The 19404-nt window shown below is 65.7% G+C and carries 14 protein-coding genes; 6 read left to right on the top strand and 8 right to left on the bottom strand.

Annotated elements, in window-relative coordinates:
• The first annotated feature begins 95 nt into the window (after positions 1-95).
• Both AC5ZFO_RS37075 and AC5ZFO_RS37070 read left to right on the top strand, forming a co-directional pair.
• The gene (locus tag AC5ZFO_RS37075; RefSeq protein WP_282522135.1) at positions 96-1013 is read left to right on the top strand and encodes an SDR family NAD(P)-dependent oxidoreductase; all 918 of its coding nucleotides are present in this window, start codon (positions 96-98) and stop codon (positions 1011-1013) included.
• Positions 1010-2227, top strand: coding sequence for a BaiN/RdsA family NAD(P)/FAD-dependent oxidoreductase (locus AC5ZFO_RS37070; protein WP_282522414.1), 1218 nt, complete (start codon positions 1010-1012; stop codon positions 2225-2227). Before AC5ZFO_RS37075 ends, AC5ZFO_RS37070 begins: the two co-directional genes overlap by 4 nt.
• A gap of 110 nt (positions 2228-2337) precedes the next feature.
• Here AC5ZFO_RS37070 and AC5ZFO_RS37065 read toward each other — a convergent pair whose 3' ends face one another.
• The 3 genes from AC5ZFO_RS37065 to AC5ZFO_RS37055 are packed head-to-tail and all read right to left on the bottom strand — an operon-like array spanning position 2338 to position 5738.
• The gene (locus AC5ZFO_RS37065) at positions 2338-3417 is read right to left on the bottom strand and encodes a D-TA family PLP-dependent enzyme (protein ID WP_282522136.1); all 1080 of its coding nucleotides are present in this window, start codon (positions 3415-3417) and stop codon (positions 2338-2340) included.
• A 3-nt stretch (positions 3418-3420) separates the two neighbouring features.
• The gene (locus AC5ZFO_RS37060) at positions 3421-5232 is read right to left on the bottom strand and encodes an ABC-F family ATP-binding cassette domain-containing protein (RefSeq protein ID WP_496123406.1); all 1812 of its coding nucleotides are present in this window, start codon (positions 5230-5232) and stop codon (positions 3421-3423) included.
• Between the two features lie 2 nt (positions 5233-5234).
• Positions 5235-5738, bottom strand: a complete 504-nt coding sequence (locus tag AC5ZFO_RS37055; protein ID WP_014495938.1) for a YaiI/YqxD family protein — start codon at positions 5736-5738, stop codon at positions 5235-5237.
• Positions 5739-5844: 106 nt separating this feature from the next.
• On the opposite strand from AC5ZFO_RS37055, the gene AC5ZFO_RS37050 reads away from it, so the two are divergent.
• Positions 5845-6645, top strand: coding sequence for a hypothetical protein (locus AC5ZFO_RS37050; RefSeq protein WP_282522138.1), 801 nt, complete (start codon positions 5845-5847; stop codon positions 6643-6645).
• A gap of 18 nt (positions 6646-6663) precedes the next feature.
• The gene (locus AC5ZFO_RS37045) at positions 6664-8088 is read left to right on the top strand and encodes a DUF5107 domain-containing protein (protein ID WP_496123405.1); all 1425 of its coding nucleotides are present in this window, start codon (positions 6664-6666) and stop codon (positions 8086-8088) included.
• A 56-nt stretch (positions 8089-8144) separates the two neighbouring features.
• Here the strand turns inward: AC5ZFO_RS37045 and AC5ZFO_RS37040 are convergent, their stop codons facing one another.
• Complete coding sequence (locus tag AC5ZFO_RS37040; RefSeq protein WP_496123404.1) at positions 8145-10517, bottom strand: xanthine dehydrogenase family protein molybdopterin-binding subunit; 2373 nt, start codon at positions 10515-10517, stop codon at positions 8145-8147.
• A gap of 212 nt (positions 10518-10729) precedes the next feature.
• Between AC5ZFO_RS37040 and AC5ZFO_RS37035 the strand changes: the two genes are divergently transcribed.
• On the top strand, positions 10730-11803 hold the full coding sequence (locus tag AC5ZFO_RS37035) for a Ppx/GppA phosphatase family protein (RefSeq protein WP_282522141.1): 1074 nt from the start codon (positions 10730-10732) through the stop codon (positions 11801-11803).
• A gap of 1 nt (position 11804) precedes the next feature.
• Positions 11805-12485, top strand: coding sequence for an RlmE family RNA methyltransferase (locus AC5ZFO_RS37030; protein WP_282522142.1), 681 nt, complete (start codon positions 11805-11807; stop codon positions 12483-12485).
• 208 nt (positions 12486-12693) lie between these two features.
• Here the strand turns inward: AC5ZFO_RS37030 and AC5ZFO_RS37025 are convergent, their stop codons facing one another.
• The 4 genes from AC5ZFO_RS37025 to AC5ZFO_RS37010 all read right to left on the bottom strand — a co-directional run bounded on the left by AC5ZFO_RS37025 (position 12694) and on the right by AC5ZFO_RS37010 (position 19400).
• Positions 12694-12885: a hypothetical protein gene (locus AC5ZFO_RS37025; RefSeq protein WP_282522143.1), complete on the bottom strand. Its 192-nt coding sequence runs from the start codon at positions 12883-12885 to the stop codon at positions 12694-12696.
• Between the two features lie 28 nt (positions 12886-12913).
• A complete protein-coding gene (locus AC5ZFO_RS37020; protein ID WP_282522144.1) occupies positions 12914-16720 on the bottom strand; it encodes an Ig-like domain repeat protein in 3807 nt (1268 codons plus the stop codon).
• A 591-nt stretch (positions 16721-17311) separates the two neighbouring features.
• Positions 17312-17503 (bottom strand): hypothetical protein, encoded by a 192-nt coding sequence (locus AC5ZFO_RS37015; protein ID WP_282522145.1) that lies wholly within the window; start codon positions 17501-17503, stop codon positions 17312-17314.
• 70 nt (positions 17504-17573) lie between these two features.
• The gene (locus tag AC5ZFO_RS37010) at positions 17574-19400 is read right to left on the bottom strand and encodes an autotransporter family protein (RefSeq protein WP_282522146.1); all 1827 of its coding nucleotides are present in this window, start codon (positions 19398-19400) and stop codon (positions 17574-17576) included.
• Between the last annotated feature and the right edge of the window lie 4 nt (positions 19401-19404).

Below are 19404 nucleotides of genomic sequence, written 5' to 3'. Positions count from 1 at the left end.
GACCAAGGCCTTCTCTCCTGACGTCTTCAGCCTCAAGAGCCGATAACGCAACAGGCCCACAAGGGGAGAAGGAAGAAGAAGCAGGAACTGCACTCATGGCAATCAGGTTCGACGGACGTGTCGCCATCGTCACCGGCGCGGGCAATGGCCTCGGACGCGCGCATGCGCTCGGGCTGGCCAGCCGTGGCGCAAAAGTCGTCGTCAACGACTTTGGCGGCGCGCGTGACGGCAGCGGTGGCTCGCTGTCGCCGGCCGAAGCCGTGGTCGAGGAGATCCGCAAAGCCGGCGGCACCGCGATGGCCGACGGCGCCGACGTCTCCAATTTCGAGCAGGTCACGGCGATGGTCGAGCGCGCCACCAAGGAGTGGGGCAGCGTCGACCTGATGTGCGCCAATGCCGGCATCTTGCGCGACAAGTCGTTCGGCAAGATGGAGGCCGCCGATTTCCAGAAGGTGCTCGATGTGCATCTCGTCGGCACGTTCTATTGCTGCAAGGCGGCCTGGGCCGGCATGCGCGACCGCAATTACGGCCGCATCGTGCTGACGACGTCGTCCTCCGGCCTCTACGGCAATTTCGGCCAGGCCAATTACGGCGCGGCCAAGTCCGGCATGGTCGGCCTGATGAACGTGCTCGCGGAAGAGGGCCGCAAGACCGACATCCGCGTCAACATCATCTCGCCGACCGCGGCGACCCGCATGACGGAGGAGTTGCTGCCACCGCAGGCGCTACAACTGATGAAGCCGAACGCGATCACGCCCGCTGTCGAATACATGCTGAGCGAGGACGCACCGACCCGCACCATCATGGGCGCCGGTGCCGGGTCCTTTGCGGTGATCAAGATCGTCGAGAGCGAGGGCATCAACCTGCCGGAAGCCGAGTGGACGCCGGATGCGGTCGCGGCGCATTTCGCCGAGATCAGCGACATGTCGAAGGCGAAGGCGCTGCAAGGCGCGTTCGAGCAGACGCAGAAATACGTGGCGCAGGCGGCTGCAAGGGCGGGGATCAAGCTCTGACTGACGTCGCCGTCATCGGTGCCGGTCCCGCCGGGCTGATGGCGGCGGAGGTGCTGGCGCAAGGCGGCGCCCGCGTCACTGTCTATGACGGAATGCCGTCCGCCGGTCGCAAATTCCTGATGGCCGGTCGGGGCGGGCTCAATCTCACCCATAGCGAGCCGCTGCCGGATTTCATGGCGCGCTACCGCGAGGCGGCACCGAGGCTGCAAGCGGCGATCGCGGCGTTTTCGCCCGACGGGCTCCGCGCCTGGAGCGCGGCGCTGGGCGAGCCGACTTTCGTCGGCAGCAGCGGGCGCGTGTTTCCAAAGGCGTTCAAGGCCTCCCCGTTGCTGCGCGCCTGGCTGCGGCGGCTCGATGCCGCCGGCGTACGGTTTGCCTTTCGCCATCGCTGGACCGGCTGGGACGACCAAGGACGGCTTCGGTTTCAAACAGCCGACGGCGTGCATGCCATCCCGGCCAAGGCAACGGTGCTCGCGCTCGGCGGCGCAAGCTGGCCGCGACTGGGATCGGACGGCGGCTGGGTCGATATCCTTGCCGCGAAAGGTATTGCCATCTCGAAGCTGCGGCCGGCCAATTCGGGTTTCACGGTCGCATGGTCCGATGTGTTCCGTGACCGCTTCGAGGGCCAGCCGCTCAAGGGCGTGGCGCTGACGATCGGGGCGCATACGGTGCGCGGCGAAGCCATGATCACGCGCAGCGGCATCGAAGGTGGCGCCATCTACGCGTTGTCGGCCGAGCTGCGCGAGGCGGTGCTGGGTCTTGGGCAGGCGACGCTGACGATCGCGCTCCGGCCCGACCTCGAGGCTGATGCGCTGACCATGCGGCTATCGGGCACGCGCGGCAAGCAATCGCTCGCGAACTTCCTGCGCAAGGCGGCGCAGCTGTCGCCGGTCGGCATCGGCCTGATGCAGGAGGCCGCCATCGCATCCGGCCGGCCGCTGGCGTCGTTCTCGCCGGCGGAGCTTGCGAAGCTGATCAACGCCATTCCGGTCCAGCTCACCGGCGTCGCCCCGATCGAGCGCGCCATCTCGACGGCGGGCGGGGTGACCTTCGACGAGCTCGACGAACGCCTGATGCTGCCCAAGCTGTCCGGCGTATTCGCCGCCGGCGAGATGCTCGACTGGGAGGCGCCGACTGGCGGCTATCTGTTGCAGGCGTCGTTCGCGACGGGCGCTGCTGCGGGCAGGGGTGTGCTGGCGTGGCTAAGGCGCTAACCACCGTCATTGCGAGCGCAGCGAAGCAATCCAGAATCTCTGCGCGGTGACAGTCTGGATTGTTTCGTCGCAAGAGCTCCTCGCAATGACGAACATGGAGGCGGCGTGCCTTACCGCAGCTTCCCGCGCGCCGCCACCGGCAGCGTGCCGATGATCTCCTCGCCGCGGATCATCACGACCTCGTCCATCATGTTGACGACGACGCAGACGTGATTGGGCACGATGCGGACGACGTCGCCGACGTTCGGCCGCGTGTTGCTGCGTGAGAGGTCGAGGAAGCCGTGTTCTTCCGCGAAGCGCGCAATTTTGGCTTCGGGGTGCTCCAGGATCAGGCCGTGGCCGTCGAGGCCGCCGGTGTCCGTGGTCAGTGTCTTCGAGCCGGCGTCCAGAATTCCGCGCTCGGGCGCGGCGCGGCTGACGACCGTCGAATAGATGTGCAGGGCGCAGTCGTCCCAGGTGGCGACGCCGGCGGCGACCTGCATGCGGTCATTGTAGATGTAAGTGCCGAAGCGATGCTCGGTGCCGCCCTTGAGCTTGCCGATGTTGACGAGGTTCGGTGTGCCGCCGGTCGAGACGATTTTGGCGTCCAGCCCGTGCGCGCGCACGCCGGCCAGCGCCTCGTCATAGAATTTTTGCGCCTCAGCCCAACCGGTCTCGGTCGGGTAGAGCATGAAGCCGGCGAATTCGAGCCCCTTGGACCCGGCGATCTCGCGGGCCAGCGCAATCGCCTCACCAGGGGTCTCGACGCCCGCGCGCTTGCGCCCCGTGTCGCATTCGACCACGACCGAGAGCGGACGACCCGAGGCTGCGGCTGCCTTGGGCAGGCCGGCGACGACCGTCGAGTTGTCGGCCGCGACCGTCATGTTCGCCTTCGCCTGCAACGCGCCGAGCCGCGCCATCTTCTCTTCGCCGAGCAGATTGTAGCTGATCAGGATGTCGTCGATGCCGGCATTGGCCATGATCTCGGCCTCGCCGATCTTCTGGCAGGTGATGCCCTTGGCGCCGGCTGCGACCTGCATCTTCGCAATGGTGGGATTCTTGTGCGTCTTGATATGCGGGCGGTTGGCGACGCCGGCGTCGTCGCAGGCTTTCTGGATTCGCGCGATGTTGCGCTCGACCTTGTCCATGTCGATGGCGGCACAGGGCGTGCCGTATTCGCGGGCGATCTTGGCGGCGAGGGTGGTTGTCATGGGTTAAGCCTGTTCGATTTCTTCGCGGAGCATTTCAAGTTCGAGCCAGCGCTCTTCAGCGGCTGACAATTCATCGTGCGCCTTGGCGATGGCAGCCGACGTATCGTCGAATGTCTTGCGATCTTTGGCGTAGAGGTTGGGATCGTCAAGCACCCGCTGCAGTTTGGCAATATCGGCCTGCAACGTCTCCATCTTCTTCGGCAGCGTATCCAGCGCGTGCTTCTCGTTGAAGCTTAGCTTCCGCCTGGATGTGGAGGCAGGAGCGGCGGCGCGCTCCTCTTTCTTCTCCGCGGGGGCTTGCGCCTTCGTGGTCTCGCGCTTGAGGTCGGCACCGCGCTGCGCCAGCATGTCGCTGTAGCCGCCGGCATATTCGGTCCACTTGCCGTTGCCTTCGGGGGCGATCACGGACGTGACGACGCGGTCGAGGAAGTCGCGGTCGTGGCTGATCAGGATCACCGTGCCGTCGTAGTCGCCGAGCATGTCCTCGAGCACGTCGAGTGTCTCGAGGTCGAGATCGTTGGTCGGCTCGTCCAGCACCAGCAGGTTCGAGGGTTTTGCCAGCGCGCGGGCCAGCATCAGCCGGCCGCGTTCGCCGCCCGAGAGCACCTCGACAGGCGTGCCGCGCTGCTCCTGGGCGAACAGGAAGTCCTTCATGTAGCCGACCACATGCTTCGGTTTGCCGCCGACCATGATCTGGTCACCACGGCCGCCGGTTAGCGCCTCGGCCAGCGTCGACTTGGGATCGAGGCTTTCGCGGTGCTGGTCGAGCGTGGCCGTCTCGAGATTGGCGCCGAGCCGCACGATGCCGGAATCAGGCTCCGCGCCGCCGGTCAGCAGGTTGACCAGCGTGGTCTTGCCGGCGCCGTTCGGCCCGACGATACCGAGCCGGTCGCCGCGCTGGATACGGGTGGAAAAATTGTCGACGATCACGCGGTCGCCAAAGGCCTTGGTGACGCCCTTGGCCTCGATCACCAGCTTGCCGGATTGCTCGGCTTCCGCCGCGGCCAGACTGGCGGTGCCCGCCGTGCCGCGATAATTGCGCCGCTGGTCGCGCAGCGCATGCAGATTGCCGAGCCGCTTGACGTTGCGCTTGCGGCGGCCGGAGACGCCGTGGCGCAGCCAATGCTCCTCGTCGACGATCTTGCGGTCGAGCTTGTGCTGGTCGCGCTCCTCCTCGGCGAGCACCTCGTCGCGCCAGCTCTCGAACGAGGCGAAGCCACGATCGATCTGCTTGATCTTGCCGCGGTCGAGCCACGCCGTCGAGCGCGAGAGATTGGTGAGGAAGCGGCGGTCGTGGCTGATGATCACCAGTGCGCCGCGGCGGCTGTCGAGCTCCTTTTCCAGCCATTCGATGGTGGAGAGATCCAGATGGTTGGTCGGCTCGTCCAGCAGCAAGATGTCGGGCGAGGGCGCCAGCACGCGTGCCAGCGCGGCACGGCGGGCCTCGCCGCCGGAGACGTTGGCCGGGTTCTCGTTGCCGGTAAGCCCGAGCTGCTCCACCAGGTAGCGCGCCTGGTACGGATCGTCGCCGGGCGCCAGGCCCGCCTCGATATAGGCAAGCGTGGTCTTGTGATCGCCGAAATCCGGCTCCTGCGGCAGATAGCGAACGGTGGCGCCCGGTTGCACGAAGCGCGTGCCGCCGTCGGGTTCGACCAGGCCGGCCGCGATCTTCAGCAGTGTCGACTTGCCCGAGCCGTTGCGGCCGATCAGGCAGACGCGCTCGCTCGGCGCGACGTTGAGCTCGACGCCGCTCAGCAGCGGCGTGCCGCCGAAGGTAAGCTTGATGTCTTTGAGTTGGATCAGGGGCGGCGCCATGACTAGCCTTGATTCAAATTCTGGCTCGTCGCGGCCTGGTCGGCGCGGCGGCGCTGGATCCGGCGCAGCGTCTGGTCGAGCGCGGAGAGGAAGGCGGAGCGGTCGCGCGGCGCGAACGAGCGCGGCCCGCCGGTGACCTCGCCGGCCGAGCGTAGATCCGTCATCAGATTGCGCACCGCCAGCGTCATCCCGATCGACTCTTCCGTGAACGGCTTGCCGTTCGGCGCGATCACGTCGGCGCCCGCTTTCACGCAACGGCTCGCCAGCGGAATGTCGGATGTCACGACGACGTCGCCCGGCTTGGCCCGCTCTGCGATCCAGTCGTCGGCGGCATCCATGCCGGCGCCCGCTGCAATCCGCTCAATGAGCGGATCCTGGGGCACGCGAATAAAATTGCCGGCAACCACGCTCACGGGCACGCCGTGCCGGAGCGCGACGCGGTAGATCTCGTCCTTCACCGGACAGGCGTCGGCGTCGACATAGATGCGGGTGGGGGTGTCAGTCATTCGCCGCGTGGTACCCCATTCGGGCCGCAAAGGCGAGGGGATTGACCGGTGTTCCCGGGGGCCTACGATCGGCCCTGAAACAACAAGAATTTGGGGAAAACCAGCCATGCCGAACCGGCTCGAAACCTACCGCGTCGAGGCCTACAACACCGCCAAACAGTCCGAAAACAAGATGCATGACGACACGGTGGCGCGCCGCTTCGGCTTTTCCGGCGGGCTGGTCCCCGGCGTCGATGTCTTCGCCTACATGATGCACGTGCCGGTGGCGCGCTGGGGCCGCGATTTCCTGTCGCGCGGGCTGATCGAGGCCCGCTTCATCAAGCCGGTCTATGACGGCGAGACCGCCGATGTCGATGCCACCGAGCACAACGAGCTTCTCACAATCGAGGTGTTCAGCCGCACCGAGCTGTGCGCCGCGGGGACAGCGTCGCTCCCGGCGGCCGCATCTGTGGTGTCATTGAACGACTATGTCGAGGTCGCGGCCATTGCCGAGCGCAAGCCTGTGAGCCCGGCAGCGTTCGAGGTGGGCAAATGGCTGGGCACGACGCCGCGCCGCTGGGCCGGGCAGGACGCCGCCGATTATCTCGCCGACATCAGGGAGGCCGATCCGATCTTCGCGCGCGAGGGTCTCGGCCATCCTGGCCTGATCCAGCGTGTTATGAACCGCGTGCTGGTCGACAACACCATCCTGGGCCCGTGGATCCATGTCGGGAGCCGCATGCAGCTGCTGTCGGCCGCGCGCACGGGTGACGAGATCACCGCGCGGGCAAAAGTCACCGCGAATTACGAGAAGAAGGGCCACCGCTTCGTCGAGCTCGACGCGCTGGTCGTCGCCAACGGCACGACGCCGCTGGCGCACTGCCAGCACACCGCGATCTACCAGCCGCGTGAGCAGGCGGCGGCCTGAATGCCAGTTGAGGTCTCCTTGCGTGCCCTCGTTTGTTTTGGATTAGCACTCCTTTTGTCGCTCCATGCGCTTTGCGTCGTGCATGCCGCAGCACAGGTGCCCGATGGTGTGTCGCTCAGCGAGCAGACGACGACGTGGAGCACCGTCAAGTTCGCCGTCGATGCGGAGAATGGCTTTGTCAGCGGGTCGCTCGACAAGGGCGTGATCGTCGAACGCAGTTTCAAATCCTACGTGCTTGAGAATCGATATCTGAAGGTAACTCTCGTGCCCGAATTCGGAGGGCGTATTCTTTCCATGGTCTACAAGCCGACTGGCCACGAGCAGCTTTATCGAACGGAGGTCGGAGTGCCCTACGGCATGAAGGCCGGAAATTTCTACTACGACTGGCTGATGGTCTACGGCGGAATCTTTCCCACGTTTCCGGATGCCGAGCACGGCAAGACGTGGCTGAAGCCGTGGGCTTTCCGGGTGGTGAAGGAGGGCGCCGACGAAGTCACGGTCGTGATGTCGTTCCGGGATGACTTCGACTATTCCGCGCGGCCGAGCAAGTTCAGGGGCGCGACCGGCATCGAGGCGAACTACTACGTCACGCTCAAGGCCGATCGTGCCGCACTCGATGCGCGCGTGGTGCTGAAGAATCCGAACGACGAGGCCGTCCAATACGAGTACTGGACGTGCACGACCCTCGCTCCGGGATCGGAGCCGAATAATCCCAAGGCAACGGTCGGCGCCGAGATCATCGCGCCGATCCGAACTTACACGACGCCTGCCTGGTCGACCAGTCTGGCAGACGGCGACGAGAGCGCGGGTATGGGCAGGCGGCGCTTCGAAAACCTGCGCTACTTCAAGAACTGGCCAACGATGGGCATCGCCTATGCTGCACCGGATATGCAGGGCGGGAATTTCTGGGGCGTCATCAACCATGACAATGCAGAAGGAATTATTCGCATTGCGGACAACACCGTTACGCGGGGCTTGAAAATGTGGACGTGGGGGTTTCCGTCGCTCACCGGCGAAACCGATGCCCGGAAGGATCCGAACGAGTGGCGGCCGTATGTCGAATTATGGGCGGGCGTGTCAGACCAGTTTTTCCACAGCGCAGACTTTCCCGCACGCAGCGAGGTGTCGATTCCGGAAACCTACAGCCCGACCGTCGGCATGAGCAACGTGACGCATGCGAACGAGAAAATCCTGATCAATTTTTCGGCCGAGGCGTCTCGCGCCGTTCTCGAGTTCTTCAGCATCGAACCGGCCATCCCGTTGCTTGTCACGTTGAAACAGGGTGACACGGCTCTGTTCAGCGGGATCGTGAGCGCCGATCCGAACAACGGAAATCGCATTTCGGCAGCGATTGCCGACGGCCGCAGCGGGGAAAAGATACGGCTAACGATCACGACCACGGAGGGAAAGGAGTTGATCGCCGCCGAAACGGCGATCAAGTGATCTCTTTCGGAATGCCGGTCGAAGCCCCCGGCGTTGTCACGATCGCGGAACTCCCCCTACGCCGCGTTCCCCTTAGCATCCTGGATGGCACGCCACACCCGCTCCGGGGTCAGCGGCATGTCGATGTGCTTGATGCCGTAGTCGGAGAGGGCGTCGAGCACCGCGTTCACCACCGTCGACAGGCTGCCGGCGCAGCCGGCTTCGCCGCAGCCCTTGCTGCCGAGCGGATTGGTCGTGGCCGGCACCGGGTGATCGCCGACCGTCATGTTCGGAACGTCCTCCGCGCGCGGCAGCGCGTAGTCCATCAGCGATCCCGTGATCGGCTGGCCGCTGTCGTCGTAGCGGACATGCTCCATCAGCGCCTGGCCGATGCCCTGGACGACGCCGCCATGAAGCTGGCCCGCGACCAGCAGCGGATTGATCACCGTGCCGAAATCGTTGACCGCGCTGTAGCGCACGATCTGCACCACACCGGTATCAGGATCGATCTCGACCTCGGCGACGTGGCAGCCGTTCGGGAACGCAGAGGGCACCGGTTCGCTGGTATGGTCGACGTCGAGGCTGTCAGGCACGCCGTCCGGCACCTTGCCGTCATGCAGCTTCCTGGCGAGCTCCATGATGTCGATGCTGCGATCGGTGCCGGCAATGGTGAAGCTGCCGTCGGCGAACTCGATGTCGGCCTCGGAGGCCTCCAGCATGTGCGCGGCGGCGCGCTTGCCCTTCTCGATGACGAGCTTGGCGGCGCCCACGATGGCCATGCCGCTCGCCGTGATCGAACGCGAACCGCCGGTGCCGTTGCCGGTGTGGACGATGTCACTGTCGCCTTGCTCAAGCTTCACGCTGTCGAACGGCACCCCTAACTGCGCGCACAGCACCTGCGCGAATGCGGACGCGTGGCCCTGGCCGTAATCGAGTGTGCCGGTAATGAGCTGTACCGAGCCATCGGGATCGAACACGATCTTGCCGAGCTCGGGGCTCGGCGGCGCGGTGACCTCGAGATAGGAGCCGACGGCGATGCCGCGCAGCTTGCCGATCTTCCTGCTCTCCTTCTTGCGCTTGGCGAAGTTCTCGTGGTCGGAGATTTCGAGCGCCTTGTTGAACACCGCCTGGAAGTCGCCGCTGTCATAGGTGACGCCGGAGGAGGCCGGGAACGGCATCTGGTTCGGCTTGATGAAGTTGCGCTTGCGCAAGGTCAACCGGTTGATGCCCATCTCGTCGGCGGCGCGGTCGATCAGCCGCTCCATGTAGTAGTTCGCCTCGGGCCGGCCGGCGCCGCGATAGGCGCCCATCAGCGTGGTGTTGGTGAGCACCGTCTTGATGTCGACGGCCATCAGCGGCGTGCGGTAGACGCTCGAAAAGTTCTTGCCCGTGTTGAGCGAGAGCGGCCCCGGCGAGACGCCGGTGATGTAGGCACCGAGATTGCCGTAACCGGACAGCTTTGCCGCGAGGAAGTGTCCCTCCGCATCGAGCGCCAGTTCGGCATGGATCTTCTGCGCACGGCCATGGCTGTCCGAGAGGAAGCTGGTCGAGCGCTCGTCGAGCCACTTCACCGGCTTTCCCAATTCCTTGGCCGCGTACAGGATGCACATGTATTCGGGGTAATTGACGTTCTTCATGCCGAAGGAGCCGCCGACATTGGCGGTGAGGACCCGCACCTTCTCGTTCGGCACCTTCAGGTTCTTGGCGAGGTTGGCGCGGTTGCCCGCAACGCCCTGCGTCGGCATCTGGATGGTGTAGCGCTCGGTCTTCTTGTCGTAGGAGGCAAGCCCCACGCGCGGCTCCATCGAGACCACGGCGACGCGGGTGTTCTCGATGTCGACCTTGGTGACGTGGGCGGCACCGGCGAAGGCCGCGTTCACCTTGTCCATGTCGCCATAGTGGTAGTCGAGCGCGACATTGTTCGGGATGTGGTCATAGAGCAGCGGCGCACCGGGTCTGGCGGCTTCCTCGGGATCGGTCACCGCTGGCAGCGGCTCGATATCGAGCTCGACGGCCTCGGCGGCGTCGCGCGCCTGCGCCAGCGTGTCGGCGACCACGAAGGCGACGGGATCGCCAACGAAACGGACCTTGTCGGTCGCCAGCGGCTGCCGATTGGTCTGGAGCAGGGGGGAGCCGTCGCGGCTCTTCAGCGGCAGGCCGCAGGTGAAGGGGCCGTAGCCGGCGGCATCGAGGTCCTTGCCGGTCCACACCCCCAGCACGCCCGGCATTGCCCTGGCGGCGTCGGTGCCGATGCCGCGGATGAGCCCATGGGCATGGGTGGAGCGGACGACCACGGCATGGGCCTGGCCGGGCAGGTTGAAATCGTCGGTGTAGCGGCCCTTGCCGCGCACCAGCGTATCGTCTTCCTTGCGGCGGACCGGCTGCCCGACGCCGTATTTTTGCAGTGCAATAGCGTTTTCGAGCGTGGACGATTTGGTGTGTTCTTGCATGGAATTGACCTGAAAAGCCGGCAATCGCGCGTTTTGGGGGGCGCCTGGAGGACCGGACCCTTCAAAAATAGCCCACGGTCCCGTTCACGACAACGCACGAATGGGCATGGTCCCATGTGATGCGTTGTTGCGCAGGCTTGCCGCGCTGCTAATGTTTCAGGCGAAAAAGCAATTCCAGATCGGCCCCATCGGGCCGCGGAAAGACAATTTGTATGAATGACCACACGCGGCTCCGCGACGGCCATGCGCCGCACGGTGGGCTGGAGGGGTCGATGGCGGCGGTGGCGTTGGCCCCCGAACCGGCCGTCGCCCCGCACGCGCCGGGAACCGGCGTCTATGCGGCGCTGGACCTCGGCACCAACAATTGCAGGCTCCTGATCGCTTGTCCGACCAGCGACGGCTTTCGCGTGGTCGATTCCTTCTCGCGCATCATCCGGCTCGGCGAGGGCGTCTCGGCGACCGGCTGCATCAGCGAGGCCGCGATCGAGCGCGCCGTCGCCGCGCTCAGCATCTGCCGCGACAAGATCAATCTGCGCAAAGCCAAGCGGCTTCGGCTGATCGCGACCGAAGCCTGCCGGGCCGCCTCGAATGCGGAAGGTTTCCGCAGCCGCGTCGCGGCCGAGACCGGCATCGAGCTCGAGGTGATCGACCGCGAGACCGAGGCCTCGCTCGCCGTGCTCGGTTGCGCGCCGCTGGTCGACCCCCGGGGCAGGGGCGCGATCCTGTTCGACATCGGCGGCGGCTCGACCGAGCTGGTCCGGATCGAGCGCGATCCGCAAAATCCGGAGCCGCGCATCAAAGCCTGGATGTCGATCCCGCTCGGCGTCGTGACGCTGGCCGAGCATTTCGGCGGCCGCGACGTCACGCCGGACATCTATGCCGCGATGGAGCAGGAGGTCGCCAACCACGTCGCGCCGTTCGCAGAAGCGCACGGCGGCGATCTCGCCGACATGCACCTGCTCGGCACCTCGGGCACGGTGACGACGCTCGCCGGCATCCATCTCAACCTCGCGCGCTACGACCGCCGCCGCATCGACAGCATCTGGATGAACGATTCCGACATCACCGCGACCATCAGCAAGCTGCTCGGCATGAGCTACGAGGAGCGCGCCAACAACAGCTGCATCAGCGTCGAGCGCGCCGATCTCGTGCTGGCCGGCTGCGCCATCCTCGATGCTATCCGCCGCGCCTTTCCGCTTCCGCGCCTGCGCGTCGCCGACCGGGGCCTGCGCGAAGGCATGCTGGTCGAGATGATGCGCGAGGACGGCGCACTCAGGAGCTGGTGAGATGGCCAAGGACACCACCGGCCGCTTGCACGTCCAGGTCAAGACCGGCGGCAAGCGCAAATTGTCGTCGAAGCTGTGGCTGGAGCGGCAGCTCAACGACCCCTATGTCGTCAAGGCCAAGGCGCTGGGTTATCGCTCGCGCGCCGCGTTCAAGCTGCTCGAGATCGACGACAAGTTTCGGCTGCTGAAGCCCGGCATGGCCGTGGTCGACCTCGGCGCTGCGCCGGGCGGCTGGAGCCAGATCGCGGCCAAGCGCGTCGGCTCGGTCGACGGCAAGGGCAAGGTCGTCGCGATCGATCTGTTGGACATGCCTGAGATTGCCGGCGTCGACTTCGCGCAGCTCGACTTCATGGACAACGACGCGCCCGCGAAGCTCACTGCGATGCTCGGGGGCGGCGCCGACATCGTGATGTCCGACATGGCCGCCAACACCACCGGTCACCGCAAGACCGACCAACTCCGCATCGTCGGCCTGATCGAGACGGCGGCCGCGTTCGCCTGCGACGTGCTGAAACCGGGCGGGGCATTCCTCGCCAAGACATTCCAGAGCGGCGCCGACGCCGATCTGCTCGCCCAGCTCAAGCGCGATTTCGCGACCGTGCGGCATGTGAAGCCCGCTGCGAGCCGGCAGGATTCGTCGGAGCGCTATGTGCTTGCGACGGGGTTTCGCGGCGGGATGTAACACCCCGCCGTCGTCCCGGCGAAGGCCGGGACCCATAACCCCAGGGAGCGGTCGTTGCGCGAGAGCGGTAACTCCGAGTCCCCGTAACCACATCCGCTTGTGGTTATGGATCCCGGCCTTCGCCGGGACGACGGCGAGTGGTTTGCGCGAGTTTTCTTCGATCAGAAGCCGTTCGTCGCGGTGGGCGCCCCCTTGGCTTCGGACGCCGTTAGTCGTAATGCCCAAGCATCTGTTCCAGTGATGGGGCAGCGGTCATCGTTCCCGAGGATGACAGCAGGGACACCGCCGTCAGAATGTGGAGCATGACGAAGCCAACTGCGATGATTGCCAGCAGTGCATCCTCGCTCAGCGGCGGAGCCTGAATGAAGCTCTCGCGCCGCTGTCCCTCTCCGATCGACATTGTCAGTGGTCCTCCAGGCTCGGTGTTATCAGAAGCCGTACTTCATTGCCCCGCGCAGCCTCTGGCTCTCGACGCCGTTGAGGGAGCTCGTCAGCAGATATTCCAGATCGAGGCTCAGCGCGTTGCCGACATCGGCGCGCAACGAGAGACCGCCGGTCATGGTGTCGCGCGCGGTCGAGGTGCCGCTGAGTGCATAGCCGGAGGTCAGGCCGACCAGATCGACGTAGTTCAGGCCCTGCACATAGCCGCCGTCGAAGGCATGCCGCCATTCCGCACGAACGGCCGGCGTCAGCACGCCCCAGCTTTGCAGGATCGGATAGGCGAGGCGACCGCCGAGAACGCCGGCCACGCTGGTCGTGTTCATCCTGTCGTAGCTCAGGGCCCATTGGCTCGAGCCGGTCTCGTTGTAGGTGTTGAGCGTCGCGTTCACGACATCGAAGCGGCCGTAGCTCGAAAGCTTCCAGCCCTCCCACCGGGAGACATGGCTCACACCGACCGTGCCGAAGAGCTGGCTGCCGGCGCGCTGACTGTCCAGCATGACGTTGCCGTCGTTGGACCAGCGTTTGCCGTCGAAACGGAGCCAGCCATATCCGCCGGCGACGTCCAGATAGGTGTGGGGCAGGAAGTTCCAGCTTGCATAGATCGTCGCGTTGAAGCTGCGCGCGTCGATCCTCGATCCGTCCGTTCCGATCTTGTTGTGGTCGAAGCCGAGACCGAATGCGGCGCCCGCCTTGAGGCCGTCGGTGATGGTTCGATCGAAACCGAGCGTCAGTCCGGAGGACGTGAAGCGGTTGTCGTAGCTGTTGTCGCCTTGCAGCCTGCCGAAGCCAACCGTTCCGAATGCCCAGACGTTGAAGGGCAGCAGATTGGCCTTGTTGATGCGCTCGACCGCCTGAGGGAGCGCGGCGGCGAGCTGGTTGACGGCACGGCCGGCGTCGGACTGCGACGTCAGGTTCGTGCGGATCGGCAGCTCGTCGGAGTAGCCGAGGGCCTGTGCCGCTGCGGGCCGATCGTTGAAGAGGCCGGCCGCCCGACGGTCGATTTCGGAATTGCTGGCCGATGGGCCGGACGGGCCTGCGGCCGCGATCGGGCCGGAGCCGGGTGCGCCGTCATCCGCGTCGTGCAGGCCTTCGAGACGCTGGAATATGTTGCCGATCTGGGCTTGGCCGAAGCGGACCGCGGTCGACACCTGCGAGGCGACGGTTCCACGGACCGCCGCGCTTGTGCCGGGATCGGAGCGTCCGACCGTGAGCGAGATGGCGATTGACGTGGCAGCGGCATTGTTGCCGTCACCGGCATAGATCGCGACAATCGAATGCGCGCCCGACGCCAGAGGCAAGGTCGTGAAGGATGCAGCCGAGCCGGAGATCGTCGCCGTGCCCAGCACGATCGTGCCGTCCTTGAAGCTCACGCTGCCGGTCGGGGAAGCGCCTCCCGACAGTGACGCCGTCAAGGTGACGGACTGGCCGGCCGCAGGTGCGCTCGCCGAGCTCGATACGGCGATCGAAGGCGCGGCCTTGCCGATAGTCACTGCGATCGTGCTCGATGTTGCCAAGGCATTGCTGCTGTCGCCGCCATAGATCGCCGTCAGGGAATGGAAGCCCACGACAAGTGTCGATGTTGCGAGCGTCGCGGTCGCGCCCGAGATGGTCGCCGTGCCGAGTGTCGTCGTGCCGTCCTTGAAGGTGACGGAGCCTGACGGCGAGGAGCCGCCGGAGAGCACCGCGGTGAGGACCACCGACTGGCCGGCGGCCGGCGACGTCAACGAGGCCGATACCGAGATCGAGGGTAACACCTTGGCGACCGTGACGGTGACGGCGCCGGAGGTCGCCGCGGCATTGTTGCTGTCCCCGCCATAGGCCGCCGTGATGCTGTGCGTGCCGATCGCGAGCGCCGCCGTCGTGAAGGTTGCGGTTGTGCCCGAGATCGCGGCGGAGCCGAGAATGGTGGCGCCGTCGTTGAAGGTCACGGTGCCGCCCGCCGACGATCCGCCCGAAACCGTGGCGGTGAAGGTGACCGACTGGCCGGCGGACGGCGAGGTGGACGAAGCCACAAGGGCGAGTGAGGCCGAGCTCTTGCCGACGGTCACCGTCACGACGGTCGACGTCGCCCCGGCGTTGCCGCTGTCTCCGCCATAGACCGCGGTGATCGTGTGTGTTCCGACCGCGAGCGCCGCGGTGGCGAGGCTCGCGCTCGAACCCGCGATCGCGGCGGAGCCGAGGACGGTGGCTCCGTCCTGGAAGGTCACGGTGCCACTCGGCGACGATCCGCCGGACAACGTTGCCGTGAAGGTTACGGACTGGCCGACAGCCGGCGCGGCCGATGACGCCGAGAGCGAGACCGAAGGCGATGCCTGGCCGACCGTCACCATGATTGCACTGGAGGTGGCTGTGGCGTTGCTGCCGTCGCCGCCATAGACGGCGGTGATCGCATGCGTGCCGACCGTGAAGGCGGAGGTCGTCAGCGCCGCGCTCGCGCCCGAGATCGTGGCCGAGCCGAGGACGGTGGCACCGTCCTGGAAGGTCACGGAGCCGCTCGGCGAGGAGCCGCCGGAGAGTGTTGCCGTGAAAGTCACGGACTGACCGACGGTCGGCGAGCTCGACGAGCTGGAAACGGTCAGTGACGGCGAGACCTTGCCGACCGTGACGGTGATCGTGCCCGAACTTGCCGAGCCGTTGCTGCCATCGCCGCCGTAAATTGCCGCGATCGGATGCGCGCCGACCGCGAGCGACGAGGTCGTGAAGGTTGCGGTCGAACCCGAAATCGTGGCCGCTCCCAGCGTCGTGGAGCCGTCCTTGAAGGTCACGGAGCCTGATGGCGAGGAGCCTCCGGAAAGTGTCGCCGTGAAGATCACCGATTGGCCGAGCGTCGGCGACAACGAGGAGCTCGAAATCGAGACAGACAGCGATGCGCTGCCGACCGTCACCGTCATGACGTTGGACGTCGCGCCGGCATTGTGGCTGTCGCCGCCATAGACGGCGGTGATCGTATGCGATCCGGTGGACAGCGACGATACCGTCAGCATCGCGGCCGATCCGGAAACGGTGCCGGAGCCGAGCGAGGTCGCGCCGTCATAAAAGGTGACAGAGCAGCCCGGCGAGGTGCCGCCGCTGAGCGAAGCGACCAGTGTCACGGGGTCGCCAGCGCTGGTTGACGTCGACGATGCGCCCAGGGTGACGGTCGGGGCGTCCTGCGTGATCGTCACGGTGATCGAGCCCGACGTGACCGACGCGTTGGTGGTGTCGCCGTTATAGGTCGCGGTGATCGTGTGCGGGCCGACGGACAGCGACGACACCGCCAGGATGGCGGTCGTCCCTGAGATGGTGGCGCTGCCAAGCTGGGTCGCGCCTTCCAGGAAGGTGACGGTGCCGCTTGGCGAGGCCCCGCCGGTCAGGGTTGCGACGAGCGCGACGGATGAGCCATAGCTTGCCGAAGTCGACGAGGCGGCGAGCGCGATCGAGGGCGTGATCTGGGCCACCGTGACCGTTGTGGAGCCGCTCGTAGCCGAGTTGTTGTTGGAGTTGCCCGAATAGCTCGCGGTGATCGCGTCCGATCCGACCGGCAGCGAGTTGATCGTCAGGCTTGCCGTCGTTCCCGAGAGGTTGGCGGTGCCGACCGATGTTCCGTTGGCGTAGAACGTGATTGTCCCACTCGGCGAATAGCCTCCGCTCAGCGTCGCTGTCAACGTCACCGGGCTGCCGTAGATGATGGAGGATGACGATGATGAAACGGTCAACGTCGGCGACGCCTTGTCGATCCTGATCTGGTAGGAGATGTTGCCCCAGCCCGGGCCCACGCCGGCAGCATCCGAAGGGAGAGAAAGTGAGTCGGTCATGATCGATATGACCCCGAAATAGGTACCTGCCGTCGCCGGGGTGCCGTTTATGGCGATGGAGCATGTGTCGCCGCTCGACGTATTCGAAATTGTGACACCCGGCACGAAGAAAGACATACTCGAAATTTGGCAGCCGGAGCTGTCGGTATAGACCGTGAGGCTCTGCGAGTACGCGGTCCCGATCGTTGCGTTCGCGAGCGTTCGCAGTGCATGGGCCGGCGCGCTCGCGCAGAAGAGCAGAATGGCAGCCAGCCAAAGGCTGCCAACAGCGTTTCGAACCGTGCGAGACAGCACCGTCGCGATCGGCTTTGCACTGGCGAATGACGATATCGCTCGCGTGGCGCGATCGTTCTCAAGCTGGCCGCAGCGCGCGACCACATCGAAACAACCGGAATGCATGCCCTGTCCTCATCGTTCGGATCCCACGCGATGGAGGTCGCAGGGATTGGACAGGCGAGGAGAGGGAGCGTCAGAGGATATGCCTCGCCAACCCAGAGATCTCTCACGCCTGAGATCGTTTGGTCGGGTCTGGTAGGCGACGAACGGCAAATCCACCATCAACGCGGATTGATCCTGGGGATTGGGTAGCCGCTAGTCGCATTCCTGCGACAGCGCTAATTGTCCCGGGGCTGTTCGGTCCGCGGTGGCGCGATCGCAGATCGTCAGGGCAACGATGTGAACGACCAGGAAGGCGGCGGCCACGGCCAGCAGCCAGCCCGTCTCATCCTGGGTTTGAGGCCGGGCGACCCCATTTGCTCGCGCTGGCTTGCCTGCAGCGATCATGTCCGGTCTCCAGAATCCGTATTGAAGTCTTGATGTGTGATTGCTGCTGATCCCGCGACCCGGTGTCGTCTCAGAACCCGATCTTGACGTGCGCACGCCCGCGCTCGCTCCGCGAATTGCTGGCGATCAGTTCGTCGAGCTGAAAGCCAAGGCTGACCGACCGGTTCACCTGCAGTTCGAAGCCGAGGCCGATCAGGGCCTGGTCGCGCTTCTCCGCCGAGCCGAACAGGCTGTAGACGGTCGTCGGATCGAAGCTGTAGGCGATCGCTTGCGTATAGGAGCCGCTAAGGCTGCGGCGATAGGCGAGCTCGAAGCTCGATTTGAGAACGCCGGCCGAGGTGTCCATCACATGGCTGAACCGGGTGCCGAGCACGCCCGCGAGATCGACGGCCGAGGTCTGGTTGAAGGTGAGATTGTAGATGCCGGCGCCGGTCTCGACATAGCCGTCGAGCCGGATCCATTGCAGGTCGAGCCGCGCATACGGCGCGATCTTCCAGCGCTCGACTTTGATCTCGCGGCTCACCGCGAGCGAGCCGAACAGATCCTCGGCGCCCCGATGTCCGGCGCCGAAGGCCTGCGCCGAGCTGTCGTAGCGAGAGTTGCCGAGCCGGCCCACGGCGTAGCCGAGGACGCCATCGATGAACCACTGCGGCGCAACGCGGTAGCTGGCATAGGCCTGCGTCGACCAGACATTGGCGTTGATGTGCGAGCCGTCGCTGCCGATCGTGGCATGATTGATGCCGAAACCGACGGCGACGCCGGCCTTCAGGTTTCGGGTCAGGCGCGAATCGACACCGGCGGTCAGTCCGGTCGAGGACACGTTGTATTTGGCATCGGCGTAAGTGGTGTCGCGGCCGAACAGCAGCGCGCCTGCGGTCCAGTAGCGCAGCGATGAATCCGATCCCGCTGGTACCGGCACGGCCTGCCCATCTTTCGGCGTCTGGCGGGGCTGTGCCATATCGGATGCGGAGCTCGTCCTGTCTCCGGCATTCGCCGGCAGGCCATACTGTCTCTGCGATGCCGGCATCTGTGCGAAGGACGCCCTGTTGCTGACCAGGGGGACGTAGTCATTGTGCAACTCGATCAGCCGGTCCTGCACGTTGTCGATCTGTTGCTGACCCATCACCTGCACGGTGTGAACCTGGAAGTCGACCATTGCCTTCACGGTCGGATCCGCGGTCGGATCCGGCATCGCGGCATAGCGATAGATGGCCGTCCCCGTGGCCGAGCCGAGCGGCGTGGTCACGGTGACGTCGACGGCACCCGCCGCATGCGGAGGCGTCACCACCGAGATCTGCGTCGCGCTCAGCACCGTGAAGCCGAGCACGTTGGCGCCGCCGAATTTGACCGACGTGGCGCCGGTGAGGTTCTGGCCGATGACGATGGTGGTTTGCTGTCCGGCGATCGGGCCAGATGCCGGATTGGTACTGGTCACCACGGGGCCGGGGCTGGAGGCGGCCGTGCAGGTGACGGTGACGTCGATCTGCGACGGCAGTCCTTCGCTCAGGGCGTTCCAGCCGAAGTTCTGCGTGCCCGACGCAGCCACGATGATCTGCAGCGTGCCCGACACGACGCCGGAGCGGTCGGTGTTGCGGCCGCCGACGCCCATCTGGATGCCGTAGACGAGGGTCGTGTCGACGACGAACGTGTAGTTCAGCTTGATGACGTCGCCGGCGGTCAGAGTCACCGGCGTGTTCGGCTGAGAGTCGGCCCCGCTCACGTTGAAGGCGCCGGCATTGATGCCGGCACAGGTGGTCGCCGCGAGCGCCGGGCCTATGCCGGTTGCCTGAAGCAGAACGAGCACCGCGAGCGTGCGGAGCACAGCCAGGGGCGCCGCCGAGGTCGCCTGCTTGAAGGCGGCGAGACGCGCGCATCTGTCGAGACAAAGGAAAGCCATACCC

It is taken from the genome of Bradyrhizobium sp. Unk1 (assembly GCF_059512345.1).
This window is presented reverse-complemented; position numbering and strand designations above follow the sequence as displayed.

Coding starts and splice junctions, on each gene's coding strand:
- AC5ZFO_RS37075 (WP_282522135.1), top strand. CDS start 96: ATGGCAATCAGGTTCGACGGACGTGTCGCCATCGTCACCGGCGCGGGC.
- AC5ZFO_RS37065 (WP_282522136.1), bottom strand. CDS start 3,417: ATGACAACCACCCTCGCCGCCAAGATCGCCCGCGAATACGGCACGCCC.
- AC5ZFO_RS37060 (WP_496123406.1), bottom strand. CDS start 5,232: ATGGCGCCGCCCCTGATCCAACTCAAAGACATCAAGCTTACCTTCGGC.
- AC5ZFO_RS37055 (WP_014495938.1), bottom strand. CDS start 5,738: ATGACTGACACCCCCACCCGCATCTATGTCGACGCCGACGCCTGTCCG.
- AC5ZFO_RS37050 (WP_282522138.1), top strand. CDS start 5,845: ATGCCGAACCGGCTCGAAACCTACCGCGTCGAGGCCTACAACACCGCC.
- AC5ZFO_RS37040 (WP_496123404.1), bottom strand. CDS start 10,517: ATGCAAGAACACACCAAATCGTCCACGCTCGAAAACGCTATTGCACTG.
- AC5ZFO_RS37035 (WP_282522141.1), top strand. CDS start 10,730: ATGAATGACCACACGCGGCTCCGCGACGGCCATGCGCCGCACGGTGGG.
- AC5ZFO_RS37030 (WP_282522142.1), top strand. CDS start 11,805: ATGGCCAAGGACACCACCGGCCGCTTGCACGTCCAGGTCAAGACCGGC.
- AC5ZFO_RS37025 (WP_282522143.1), bottom strand. CDS start 12,885: ATGTCGATCGGAGAGGGACAGCGGCGCGAGAGCTTCATTCAGGCTCCG.
- AC5ZFO_RS37020 (WP_282522144.1), bottom strand. CDS start 16,720: ATGACCGACTCACTTTCTCTCCCTTCGGATGCTGCCGGCGTGGGCCCG.
- AC5ZFO_RS37015 (WP_282522145.1), bottom strand. CDS start 17,503: ATGATCGCTGCAGGCAAGCCAGCGCGAGCAAATGGGGTCGCCCGGCCT.
- AC5ZFO_RS37010 (WP_282522146.1), bottom strand. CDS start 19,400: ATGGCTTTCCTTTGTCTCGACAGATGCGCGCGTCTCGCCGCCTTCAAG.